Origin of the sequence: Achromobacter sp. RW408 (genome assembly GCF_003184165.1) — a bacterium.
GTDB lineage: Bacteria > Pseudomonadota > Gammaproteobacteria > Burkholderiales > Burkholderiaceae_B > Achromobacter > Achromobacter xylosoxidans.
In genome coordinates this window covers 675,810-687,483 of sequence record NZ_QHHO01000049.1, presented here as the reverse complement: position 1 = coordinate 687,483, position 11,674 = coordinate 675,810, and the positions used below count along the sequence as shown (strand labels likewise).

Below are 11,674 nucleotides of genomic sequence, written 5' to 3'. Positions count from 1 at the left end.
CGTTGTTCGCAGCACCGGCTCTTGCGAGCCCGCCTGGCGTCATTGCGGTCCGTGACCGGCTGGGCGCCTGGCGTGCATGGCTTCATCCCGCGACGGACTTCGGGCATCGAGGGGGGCTGTCTGCCTATAAATAGGCGTTGCTTGCCTGGCGGGCCTTGCCCTTGGCAGCTGGATAGACACAGCACCCAAACCTCAGACGCGACGCGAAGATAACCGTCGCCGGACTGCGTGATTCACCACTCAGCTATAGTAATTAACTATGTAACAAATTTGACGCACTCATCCGCTTTTTTTCACGTATCGGCTGGGATTCCCGGCAATCCGGTACCGCCCCCGCCCATCCGCCAAAACTTCGGCCGATCCGCTCGTCAAACCTTAAAACTATTAGATTCAGGCGGCGCAAATAGATTCCGCGCGCCGCATTTTTCCTGCCGTCACTTCGCTTCCTGCGGCCACGCTGTAGTCGCCTCTCAGCTGACCGTATCAGTTGCCTGACTCAGTTGCCCGACCCAGTTGCCTGCGTCACAGCTACCGCTACCGTCGCCAATTGCTTGCAGCCGCTTGCGCATCTGCTCTTGCCACAACCGCTTTTTCAACCTTTCACGGCGGAAAACCCTTGATTTTACCGCATTTAGCGTATGCCGGCACCCTTGAGCACCAGCATGCGGCTCGACAGTTCCAGGTAGCGCTTGCGCGCCTCTTCCGTCGCCAGGCCAGATGCCGCCAGCTTGGCCATTTCCGCCTTGGCCGAATCGAATTCGATCCGCCGCAGCGCGTCGTCCCACTCGGTCTGCGGGTCGGGCAGGTCCTCCTGGGACAGGATATCGACCCGCAACCCCTTGAGCACCGTCGCCAGATCGGAGTCGGGCTCGGCGGCTTCCAACAGGGCCCCGACATGGCGCGCCCCGCTGGATTGGGCCAGCATGATCAGGTCCCTTACCAATCCTAGATGGGGGCCGTGGTCGATGACTTCAAGCTGCTGGTCCCCCATCGAGTCCACCAGTTCGGGATGGGCCAGCAACAGGCTCAACAGACGCTTGGCCAATGACGGCATGGTGCGGCGCCCTTCGAAACCGCCAACGTCATCGCGCTTGCCCTTCCAGTTGCCCTTGCCGCCCTTCCAGTCACCCTTGCCCTTCCAGTCGCCTTTGCCCTTCCAATCGCCCTTGCCTTTCCAGTCCTGCTTGCCCGCGCCGGCATTCCAGCCGCCGCCCTGCTCCCCGCCTGGCGAAGAAAACTGGCCGTAGTCGACGTATTCGCCATCATCGGCCGGGATGTCGTGGAAGTCATGGCCGCCGAAGTCGTAACCGGCATCCGCGGGCGCGCCATCGTGCAATGCCGCGGCGGCGCCCCCGCCCCCTTCGACAGGCGCCGGCTTGGCCGGCGCGCCGAACGGCTTGGCGGGTTGCTGCGCCAGCATCTGGGCCATTTCCTCGGGCGTCAGTTGCACCAGCTTGGCCATCTCGCGCTCGATCTGCACGCGCAAGGCGCATTCCGGAATCGACGCCAGCAGGGGCTTGGCCTCATGCAGGCAGCTGGCGCGGCCTTCGGCCTCGTCCATGTTGTGACGCGATGCGAGTTCGTCCAGCAGGAAACGCGACAGCGCCACCGCCTCGCCCAGGCAGGCGCGGAAGGCTTCGGCGCCCAGTTCGCGCACATACGAATCGGGATCGTGCTCGCTCGGCAGGAACAGGAAGCGGATGGCGATGTCGTCGCGCAACACCGGCAGGCATGCCTGCAAGGCGCGCCACGCGGCGCGGCGGCCCGCGCCGTCGCCATCGAAACTGAAAATCACCTTGTCGCTGGTGCGCAGCAGCTTCTTGACGTGATCCGGCGTGGTCGCGGTACCCAGCGTGGCGACGGCGTTGGCGATACCTTGCTGCGCCAATCCGACCACGTCCATGTAGCCTTCGACCACGATGACCTGCCCTTCCTGCCGGATCGCCTGGCGGGCCTCCCACAAGCCGTACAGCTCCTGGCCCTTGGAAAACAGCGGGGTTTCCGGCGAATTCAGGTACTTGGGCTCGCCCTTGCCGATGATGCGGCCGCCAAAGCCGATCAGGCTGCCGCGCGCATTGCGGATCGGGAACATGATCCGTTCGCGGAAGCGGTCGTAGCGGCGGCCATCCTCGGATTCGATGACAAGCCCTGATTCCACCAGCGTGGGATCTTCGTAATTGGGAAAAACCTGCGACAGCCCGTGCCGGTCCGTGCCGGACCAGCCCAAGCCGAAATGCGCCGCGATCTCGCCGGTCAGGCCACGTTGCTTCAGATAACGGATCGCCGCGGGCGATGCGCGCAACTGCTTCAGGTAATGGGCCTGGGCGGCGTCCAGCACTTGCGTATGGCGGGACTCCTCGGCCTTGCGGCGCGCGGTTTCCTGCTGCTGGCGCGGACTGCGATTTTCTTCGGGGACCGTCATTCCCGCCGAAGCCGCGAGCGTGCGCACGGCTTCGGGGAAACTGGCGCCCGTGTGTTCCATCAGGAAGGTGATGGCGCTGCCGTGGGCTCCGCAACCGAAGCAGTGATAGAACTGCTTGGTGGGGCTGACAGTGAACGACGGACTTTTTTCGTTATGAAAGGGGCACAGGCCAAGCAGGTTGGCCCCACCCTTTCGCAACTGCACGTATCGCCCGACTACATCGACGACGTCGACCCGGGCGAGTAATTCCTGGATGAATGATTCTGGAATCAATAGATTCTGGAATCAGAAATCAATACAGGCGCGGGGGCAGTTGCTGGCTACGGATGCGCTTGTAGTGGCGCTTCACAGCGGCGGCGTGCTTGCGCTTGCGCTCGGCCGTGGGCTTCTCATAGAACTCGCGCGAACGCAGTTCGGTGAGCAAACCGGTCTTTTCGATGGTGCGCTTGAAGCGGCGCAGAGCGGCTTCAAACGGTTCGTTTTCCTTCAGTCGAACGATAGGCATAAAGTGATTGGCCTGCTTGTAGGGTAACAAAAGTTGATGACAAACCTGGCTTGCTTACCAGCAACGCCACGTGGTTCCGGACGGCGAACCGCCTGTAAGCTCAGGCCGCAGACTACGCACGCGACAATAGTAATCGCGCATGCTGTCCGGACCAAGAGTTCAAGAGCCCCGCGCACAGGATTCCCTGCCCGCTGAACTCCTTGCTTCCAGGCGCCAGCGCCAAGAGCCTTGCAGCGCTAAAGTCCTAAAATCGGCTGGCTCTAGGGCCGGCTGGCTGCTGACTGGCAAGAGTCTCCAGGGCCGGTTGCGTTACCCAAAGACTACCTAAAGAGTAACAAGCCAAGTTCGGTTTAGCGATAACCAGCGATTCTAGCATGGTCATGGCTATTTTGACTACCCGGGGAACAGTCTGGCGCCCTGCCCTCGCACCATCATGCCGTGCATCGGCGGCCAGGATCGCCAGATTATCCGTCCCCGTATGATTTCAGCCCTTGGAACCCTTGCGGATCCAGGCTTCCAGCTGGTGCGGACGCAGGCTGTCGTAATCCTCGAACGGCTGGTGGATCCAGGGGTTGGTCGGCAGCTTGTCGACGTAATAGTCGGGCTGCGCCTGGGAATGCCCCTTCCACCACAGCACGGCGCTGCGCAATTCGGTGATGTCGGCGAACTGGCTCTTGAGGTGGTCGTACACCTTCATGAACGTCTTGCCGGTATCCACCATGTCGTCCACCAGCAACACCCGCCCGGACAGCGTGCCGCGCGTGATGGTGATGAACTGCGCGATATCCATATCGCCCTGCTTGGTGCCCGCAGCTTCGCGGTAGCTGCTGGTCGCCAGAATGCCCAACGGCACATCAAAAATGCGGGACATGACGTCGCCCACGCGCATGCCACCACGCGCCAGGCACAGAATCTTATCGAACTCCCAACCGGACTGGTGCACCTGCAAGGCCAGGCGCTCGATCAAGCGGTTGTAGTCGTCCCACGTCACCCACAGATGGCTATCGTCACTGGTTGGCGCGCTCATAGGCAAGGATCTCCTGCGTGAAAATACGAAAAGGCCGCCGCCGGTAGGAGACCGGCGGCGGCCTTGCGAATGATAACCCGATGTCAGCCCTTCAGGGGATGACGCAGCACAATGGTTTCGTTGCGGTCGGGACCGGTCGACACTAGGTCGATCGGCACGCCGCAGACTTCGGCCACGCGCTCCAGGTAGCGACGAGCGGCCTCGGGCAGCTTGTCGTACTCGGTGATGCCGACGGTGGATTCGCTCCAGCCGGGCAGTTCTTCCAGCACCGGCTGGGCTTGCGCCACGGCATGCGCGCCGTACGGCAGCACGTCGCGGAATTCACCGTTGACACGGTAGCCCACGCCCAGCTGGATGGTTTCCAGGCCGTCGAGCACGTCCAGCTTGGTGATGCACAGGCCGGTGATGCCGTTCAGGCGGACCGAGCGCTTGAGCGCGGCGCCGTCGAACCAGCCGCAGCGGCGCGGACGGCCGGTGACCGAACCGAATTCCTTGCCGATGGTGGCCAGGCGGGTGCCGATCTCGTCGACCAGTTCCGTGGGGAACGGGCCCGAGCCGACGCGCGTGGTGTAGGCCTTGGTGATGCCCAGGACGTAGTCCAGCGACTGCGGACCGACGCCGGCGCCCGCCGAGGCGGCGCCAGCGACGCAGTTGCTGCTGGTGACGTACGGGTAGGTGCCATGGTCGACGTCCAGCAGCGCGCCCTGCGCGCCTTCGAACAGCAGGCGCTTGCCTTCCTGCTGCATGGTGAACAGCGTGCTGGAGACGTCCGCGACCATCGGGGCGATCGCCGGCGCCAGCGCCATGGCCTGATCACGCACTTCGTTGGCCGAAACGGCTTCGGCGCCCAGGTACTGGGTCAGCACGAAGTTGTGGTAATCCAGCACTTCGGCGAGCTTTTCGTCGAACAGCGCGGGGTTGAACAGGTCCTGCACGCGCAGGGCGCGGCGGGCGACCTTGTCTTCGTAGGCCGGGCCGATGCCGCGACCGGTGGTGCCGATCTTGCCATCGCCCTTGCGCGCCTCACGGGCCTTGTCGACGGCCACGTGGTACGGCAGGATCAGCGGGCAGATCTCGGAGATGCGCAGACGCGAACGCACGTCCAGGCCGGCGGCCTCGAGCTCTTCGATTTCCTTGAGCAAGGCTTCCGGCGACAACACCACGCCGTTGCCGATGAAGCAGGTGACGCCGGGATGCATGATGCCCGACGGGATCAGGCGAAGAATCGTCTTCTTGCCATTGATCCACAGCGTGTGGCCGGCATTGTGACCGCCCTGGAAGCGGACCACGCCCTGGACGGATTCCGCCAGCCAATCGACGATCTTGCCCTTGCCCTCGTCACCCCACTGGGTGCCGATTACGACTACGTTCTTGCTCATGTTACGAATCAATATCGAGTTTCTCGGGAAATCCGGAAATCTCCCCGCGGCCCTCTCGTTGCCGAGAGGGAGTTAGTCACAGCGTTCTGACCGTCCAGGCGCCATCCTGCAGCGCCAGCTCGCGATCGCAAACGAATTCGTCCTGATCCTGCTCGTGACCGGGCAATACCTGAACGACGATTTCCCCTGACCGGCGCAGGCGGCGGACCGCCTCGGTCAGGGCGGGGGCTTGCCCCCAGGGCGCGCGAACCGCACGCGCCCGTTCCGCCGGCGGCAAACCCGCCGCCAGCTTGCGTAAATCCAGACTGAAGCCGGTGGCCGGACGCGCGCGTCCGAACGCCAGGCTGACATCGTCATAGCGGCCGCCGCGCACCAGCGCATCGCGCCAGCCTTCGGCGTACAGCGCGAACTTGATGCCGGAGTGGTAGCCGTAGCCATCCACGTCGGCCAGGTCGACGCCCACATCGACATTGGCCATGCCATCCACCAGCACCTGCAGCGCATCCAGCGCCGCGACGACGCCGGGCAGCAGCGGCAAATCGTGACGGGCCCGCTTCAGCACTTCGGGTCCGCCATAGAGCTTGGGCAGCAGTTGCAGCGCCTTGAGCGTTTCGGCCCGCATGCCGGCGGTGCGCGCGGCCAGTTCGGTCAGGCCCGGCACGTCTTTTTCGCGCATCAGCCGGATGACGTCCTGCGACACCGCGGCGGCGGCCGGATCGGATTCGACGATGGCGCGCAGCACGCCCGGATGGCACAACACCAGGCGCGGATTGCGCACACCGGCAATGGCCACGGTTTCCAGCACCAGCTGGACGATTTCGAGGTCGGCCTCGAAGCCCGCATGGCCGTAGATCTCGGCGCCGATCTGCAGCAGCTCGCGGCTGGACAGCAGGTCCGCCGGGCGGGCGTGCAGCACGTTGCCGCAGTAGCACAGGCGGGTCACGCCGGCGCGGTTCAACAAGTGCGCGTCGATGCGCGTGACCTGGGGAGTCATGTCGGCGCGTACGCCCAGCGTGCGGCCCGACAGCTGGTCGACCAGCTTGCAGGTACGCAGATCCAGATCGCTGCCGGTGCCGGACAGCAATGAATCGATGTACTCGACCAGGGGCGGCGCGACCAGCTCGAAGCCGTAAGTACGGTACAGATCGAGAAGTTCGCGGCGCAATTCCTCGATGCGCCGGGCCTCTGCCGGAAGTACGTCGGCAAGGCTCTCGGGCAGCAACCAGTTACCCATGAATGTTTACCTGAATAACGCCTAGAGATGCGTGGGCGTCGCCCAAACGAAAAAGCGGCTGAGGGGGCGTAAGCCCGCTCAGCCGCTGCGGAATGTTTTCTAGCTTACGCGGTATTGTACATGGTTCAGCCAGCAGCGCCAGCCGGACCATCCCCCACCGTGTAACCGTCCCCGATTGCCCTCCCGCCCATCGCGCCGGCGGAAAAAAGCCCCTTGGAAAACCAAGGGGCTTGGGGCTGGCGCGAGCGCCGCTCGCCTTATTTGGCGGGCACCGTCACCGGGGCCAGCGCCTGTCCGGTGGGATCCTTCATGAACTGGAAGAAGCTGGAGCTGGGGTCGACCACCAGCACGTCGCCCGGCTTCGAGAACGAGGCACGGTAGGCTTCCAGGCTCTTGTAGTACGTATAGAACTGCGGGTTCTTGCCGTAGGCCTGCGAGTAGATCGCGGCGGCCGCGGCATCGCCCTCGCCCATGATCGTCTGGGCCTTGGCGTAGGCCTGGGCCACGATCACTTCGCGCTGGCGGTCGGCTTCGGCGCGGATCTTCTCGCCCTCGGCGGCGCCGATCGAGCGCAGCTCGTTGGCGACGCGGGTACGTTCGGCTTCCATGCGGCGGTACACCGATTCCGAAATCTCGGGCGCGAATTCGATGCGGCGCAGGCGCACATCGACGATCTGCACGCCCAACGGCTCGGCGCGCTTGGCCACGTTAGTGAGGATCTCGGCCATGATCTTGTCGCGTTCGGTCGAGACCACGTCGCGCACCGTGCGCACGTTGACCGATGCGTTGAGCGCGTCGCGGATCTGCGCTTGCAGGCGTTCCTGCGCGGCGCGTTCGTTGCCGCCGAAGGTCACGTAGTACAGGCGGGGATCCGCGATGCGCCACTTGACGTACGAGTCGATCAGCAGGTTCTTCTTTTCGGAAGTCTGGATGCGCTCGGCTTCGTTGGTTTCGATGGTCAGGATGCGCTTGTCCAGCGTCACCACGTTCTGGAACGGCGGCGGCGCCTTGAAGTACAGGCCGGGCTCGCTGATGACCTTGCGCACTTCACCCAGCGAGAACACCAGGGCGTAGTCGCGCTCGCGCACCACGAACACGCAGGAAGAAAGGGCGGCCAGCACGATGAGCAGGCCGACCAGGATGGGCATAAGACGTTGCATGATCAGAAATCCTCCGGGTTAGCGCGACTGGCGGTCGCGGGGCAGCGCGTTGCTATTGCTGCTGCCGGAGGGTTGCGGAACCGGCGCCACGTTGCCGCGGAGCGGCGGCTGGGCGGGCGGATTGATCAGGGTCGACGAACCGGCGCTGCCGGCCGCGGACTTGCTGGCGTCCTGCGCGGCCAGATGCATGATCTTGTCCAGGGGCAGGTACAACATGTTGTTGTTGCTCTTGGTGTCGACCATGACCTTGCTGGCGCGGGTGAAGATCTCCTGCATGCTTTCGAGGTACATGCGCTGGCGCATGACCTGCGGCGCCTTCTCGTATTCGGCCAGGATGCTGGTGAAGCGCGCGGTATTACCCTGCGCATCGCCCGTCACCTTGGCGCGGTAGCCTTCGGCCTGCTCCATCATGCGCGAAGCCTGGCCGCTGGCCAGCGGCACGACCTGGTTGGCATAGGCCTGGCCTTCGTTGATCTGGCGTTCGCGGTCCTGGCCGGCCTTGACGGCGTCGTCGAACGCGGCCTGCACCTGTTCGGGCGGCTGCACGTTCTGGATGGCGACCGTGCTGACCTGCACGCCGGTCTGGTAGCGGTCGAGGATCTGCTGCATCAGCGCCTGGACCTGGCTGGCGACCGTGGTCCGGCCTTCGTACAGCACGAAGTCCATGGACTGCTTGCCGACCACTTCGCGCATGGCGGTTTCAGACGCCTGGCGCACGGAATCGTCCGGGTCGCGCGTCATGAAGAGGTAGTCGGGCGCGCCATCGGCACGCAGGCGGTACTGCACGACGAACTGCATGTCGACGATGTTCTCGTCCGTCGTGAGCATCAGCGCCTCGGGCAGCACCTTGTTGCGGGCGCCGCCACGGAAACCGACTTCGAACGTGCGCAGTTGCGACACGTTGACCATTTCATGGCTCTGGATGGGGTAAGGCAGGCGCCACTGGAAGCCGGCTTGCGAAGTGCTCTTGTATTTGCCGAACTGCGTGACGACGGCGACCTGGCCTTCCTGCACGATGTAGAAACCGCTGGCCGCCCAGATGCCGACCGCGACCAGGGCGATCACCCCCAGCCCGATGCGCGCACCCCGCGGTGACGGCGGCGTCATGCCGCCGCGATTGCCGCCAGGGCGATTGTTACCGCCCCCGCCCTTGCGGCCGAACAACGATCCGATGCGATTATTGAAATCGCGCCAGACCTCGTCGAGGTCGGGCGGACCGTCTCCGTTGCCTTGGGGCCGCTTGGGCGGCGGCTCGGAGCCATTATTGTTTCCACGACCCCAGCCGGGGTCATTCAGATTGAAGAGTTTGATAATTCGAGGCATTGTTTCCCACAATCTGTCCGGTCTCCGCAATTGCCCCGCGCAACGCGTCCAAACCGGCGCGCTCGGTGGCGCTTACAAATACTCGCGCAATCGTACCATGGGCATCACGCTCCGCCCGGGGTTCCAGGCCAGCGCGGTCGATCTTGTTGTATACCAGAATGGTGGGAATCGCGGCAGCGCCGATTTCGGCCAGGACCTTGTTGACCTCGAAGATCTGTTCATCGCGCTGCGGACTGGCGGCGTCGACCACGTGCAGCAGCAGATCCGCGTGCACGGTCTCTTCCAGGGTGGCGCGGAACGCCGCGATCAGGTCATGCGGGAGGTCGCGGATGAAACCCACGGTGTCCGACACCACCACATTGCCCGCCCCTTCGATCCAGATGCGACGGGTGGTCGTGTCCAGCGTGGCGAACAACTGGTCGGCGGCGTAGGTATCGGCCCGGGTCAAGGCATTGAACAATGTCGACTTGCCGGCGTTGGTGTACCCCACCAGCGACACCGACAAGGCACCGCCGCGGGCCCGCGCGCGCCGCTGCGTGACGCGCTGGCGCTCGACGCGATCGAGGCGTTCGCGCAGCGTCTTGACCTTGGCGCCGATCATGCGGCGGTCCATTTCAAGCTGGGATTCACCAGGGCCGCGCATGCCGATGCCGCCGCGCTGCCGTTCCAGGTGGCTCCACATGCGGGTCAGGCGCGTGGCCAGGTGCTGCAACTGGGCCAGCTCGACCTGCAGCTTGCCTTCGTGGCTCTTGGCGCGCAGCGCGAAGATATCCAGGATCAACGCCACGCGGTCCACCACGCGCAGGTTGAATACCCGTTCCAGGTTGCGCTGCTGGGCGGGCGACAAGGGCTGGTCGAACAGCACGATGTCGGCCAACAGCGCCTGGGCCATGCCCACGCCTTCGTCGGCCTTGCCGGAACCGATGAAGAACTTGGCGTCGGGACGGTCGCGGCGGGCCGTGAGCGTGCCGACGATTTCCGCGCCGGCGCCCTTGGCCAGCATGGCGAATTCCTCGGCGTGGGCCGTGAAGTCGGGATCACCCAGATCCACGCTGATGATCAGTGCGCGCATACATGCACCATTTTGGAGCCAAAGCGAAAATGCCCGCCGACGTCGACCGTCCGGCGGGCAATAAAAGGTACTGCGGGAGCGAGATTACTCAGCAGGGACTTCCACCTGGAAATTCACGGCGCGGGCGGGAACGACGGTGGAAATGGCGTGCTTGTAGACCATTTGCGTGACCGTGTTACGCAGCAGCACCACGTATTGGTCGAAGGATTCGATTTGCCCTTGAAGCTTGATACCGTTCACCAGGTAGATCGACACCGGCACATGATCCTTGCGCAGCGTGTTCAGGAACGGATCTTGCAGAGTTTGCCCTTTATTGCTCATTGGCCAGGCTCCATTTGTTTGTTATTGGGTGATGACGCGCTTTTTACAGGTGGGGCACGCCGAAACATGTACTCTACAGGGTTTTCCCGGCCCGTGCTACTTGTGTCGGATGCAAAAGATGACACCAGAGTTTTCCGCCGGAAAGGCCCTTCAGCCGGGGTTCAGACGACCTCGGCCAGCGCCTTCAGCAGCAACTCGCACTGGACGTCGGTTCCCACCGTAATACGCAGAAACTGGTCTATGCGCGGCAGGCGGAAATGCCGCACGATGATGCTGCGTTCGCGCAGGCCGGCCGCCAGCTCGGCGGCGTCGCGCGACGCATGCCGGGCGAACACGAAGTTGGCGCTGGACGGCAGCACCTCGAAGCCCAGCGCCTGCAGACCCGCCGTCATCCGCCCGCGGGTCTGGATCACCGCCTGGCGGGTCTGCTCGAAATACTCGACATCCTCGAGCGCCGCGACCGCGCCGGCCGAGGCCAGCCGATCCACGGGATAGGAGTTGAAGCTGTTCTTGACCCGCTCCAGGCCATCGATGAGTTCCGGGCTGCCCACCGCGAAACCGACCCGCAGGCCCGCCAGCGAGCGCGACTTGGACAGCGTCTGGATGACCAGCAGATTGTCGTAGCGTTCGGTCAGCGGAATCACCGATTCGGCGCCGAAATCGACATAGGCCTCGTCCACCACCACCACGGTGTCCGGATTGCCGGCCACCACGCGCTCGATCTCGGCCACGCTCAGCGCGCGGCCGGTGGGCGCATTGGGATTGGGGAAGATGATGGCGCCGGCCTGACCGCGGCGGCCCGGCAGGTAGTCTTCGACGTCGATGCGGAAATCGTCGGTCAGCGGCAGGGTCTCGTAGTCGATGCCGTACAGGCCGCAATAGACCGGATAGAAGCTGTAGGTGATGTCCGGAAAGCGCAGCGGGCGTTCATGCTTGAGCAGCGCCAGAAAGGCGTGCGCCAGCACTTCGTCGGAGCCGTTGCCCACGAACACGCGCGTCGGCGCCACGCCCATCGCCTTCGCCACGGCCTGGCGCAGGCGGTCGGACGACGGATCGGGATAGAGCTTGAGCGTGTCGTCGCACGCCGCGCGGATCGCCTCGAGCACCTTGGGCGATGGCCCATAGGGGTGCTCGTTGGTGTTCAGCTTGACCAGGTTCTGAAGCTTGGGCTGCTCGCCCGGCACATACGGACTGAGCGTCCCGACCACGGGACTCCAGAAACGGCTCATGG

10 protein-coding genes are annotated in these 11,674 nt (G+C 64.2%); all 10 read right to left on the bottom strand.

Translation table 11 applies throughout. The features are described from left to right. Positions 1–631 precede the first annotated feature (631 nt). Entirely contained in the window at positions 632–2,695 is a 2,064-nt protein-coding gene (dnaG, locus tag DK459_RS22645; protein ID WP_070542014.1) for a DNA primase, read from the bottom strand. A 19-nt stretch (positions 2,696–2,714) separates the two neighbouring features. After that, positions 2,715–2,927, bottom strand: a complete 213-nt coding sequence (gene rpsU / locus DK459_RS22640; RefSeq protein WP_006218592.1) for a 30S ribosomal protein S21 — start codon at positions 2,925–2,927, stop codon at positions 2,715–2,717. Between the two features lie 484 nt (positions 2,928–3,411). After that, positions 3,412–3,954 (bottom strand): phosphoribosyltransferase, encoded by a 543-nt coding sequence (locus DK459_RS22635; protein WP_006387865.1) that lies wholly within the window; start codon positions 3,952–3,954, stop codon positions 3,412–3,414. An 83-nt stretch (positions 3,955–4,037) separates the two neighbouring features. Beyond that, positions 4,038–5,333, bottom strand: coding sequence for an adenylosuccinate synthase (locus tag DK459_RS22630; protein WP_006387864.1), 1,296 nt, complete (start codon positions 5,331–5,333; stop codon positions 4,038–4,040). Positions 5,334–5,409: 76 nt separating this feature from the next. Further along, positions 5,410–6,567 carry an ATP phosphoribosyltransferase regulatory subunit gene (locus DK459_RS22625; protein ID WP_024068354.1) on the bottom strand — a complete coding sequence of 386 codons (1,158 nt, stop codon included), beginning with the start codon at positions 6,565–6,567 and terminating at the stop codon, positions 5,410–5,412. A gap of 257 nt (positions 6,568–6,824) precedes the next feature. Then, positions 6,825–7,727 carry a protease modulator HflC gene (hflC, locus tag DK459_RS22620; protein WP_024068353.1) on the bottom strand — a complete coding sequence of 301 codons (903 nt, stop codon included), beginning with the start codon at positions 7,725–7,727 and terminating at the stop codon, positions 6,825–6,827. 18 nt (positions 7,728–7,745) lie between these two features. Continuing rightward, entirely contained in the window at positions 7,746–9,050 is a 1,305-nt protein-coding gene (gene hflK / locus DK459_RS22615; protein ID WP_024068352.1) for an FtsH protease activity modulator HflK, read from the bottom strand. Further along, complete coding sequence (gene hflX / locus DK459_RS22610) at positions 9,016–10,122, bottom strand: GTPase HflX (protein ID WP_006387860.1); 1,107 nt, start codon at positions 10,120–10,122, stop codon at positions 9,016–9,018. The genes hflK and hflX overlap by 35 nt, the downstream gene beginning before the upstream one ends. A gap of 84 nt (positions 10,123–10,206) precedes the next feature. Next, entirely contained in the window at positions 10,207–10,443 is a 237-nt protein-coding gene (hfq, locus tag DK459_RS22605) for an RNA chaperone Hfq (protein WP_006218585.1), read from the bottom strand. A 161-nt stretch (positions 10,444–10,604) separates the two neighbouring features. Then, positions 10,605–11,672, bottom strand: a complete 1,068-nt coding sequence (gene hisC / locus DK459_RS22600; protein WP_070542996.1) for a histidinol-phosphate transaminase — start codon at positions 11,670–11,672, stop codon at positions 10,605–10,607. Positions 11,673–11,674: the final 2 nt, after the last annotated feature.

Excerpts from the sequence above, each read along its gene's own strand:
- rpsU (WP_006218592.1), bottom strand. The coding sequence starts at position 2,927 with ATGCCTATCGTTCGACTGAAGGAAAACGAACCGTTTGAAGCCGCTCTG.
- hflX (WP_006387860.1), bottom strand. The coding sequence starts at position 10,122 with ATGCGCGCACTGATCATCAGCGTGGATCTGGGTGATCCCGACTTCACG.
- hisC (WP_070542996.1), bottom strand. The coding sequence starts at position 11,672 with ATGAGCCGTTTCTGGAGTCCCGTGGTCGGGACGCTCAGTCCGTATGTG.
- hflC (WP_024068353.1), bottom strand. The coding sequence starts at position 7,727 with ATGCAACGTCTTATGCCCATCCTGGTCGGCCTGCTCATCGTGCTGGCC.
- DK459_RS22630 (WP_006387864.1), bottom strand. The coding sequence starts at position 5,333 with ATGAGCAAGAACGTAGTCGTAATCGGCACCCAGTGGGGTGACGAGGGC.
- DK459_RS22625 (WP_024068354.1), bottom strand. The coding sequence starts at position 6,567 with ATGGGTAACTGGTTGCTGCCCGAGAGCCTTGCCGACGTACTTCCGGCA.
- DK459_RS22635 (WP_006387865.1), bottom strand. The coding sequence starts at position 3,954 with ATGAGCGCGCCAACCAGTGACGATAGCCATCTGTGGGTGACGTGGGAC.
- hflK (WP_024068352.1), bottom strand. The coding sequence starts at position 9,050 with ATGCCTCGAATTATCAAACTCTTCAATCTGAATGACCCCGGCTGGGGT.
- hfq (WP_006218585.1), bottom strand. The coding sequence starts at position 10,443 with ATGAGCAATAAAGGGCAAACTCTGCAAGATCCGTTCCTGAACACGCTG.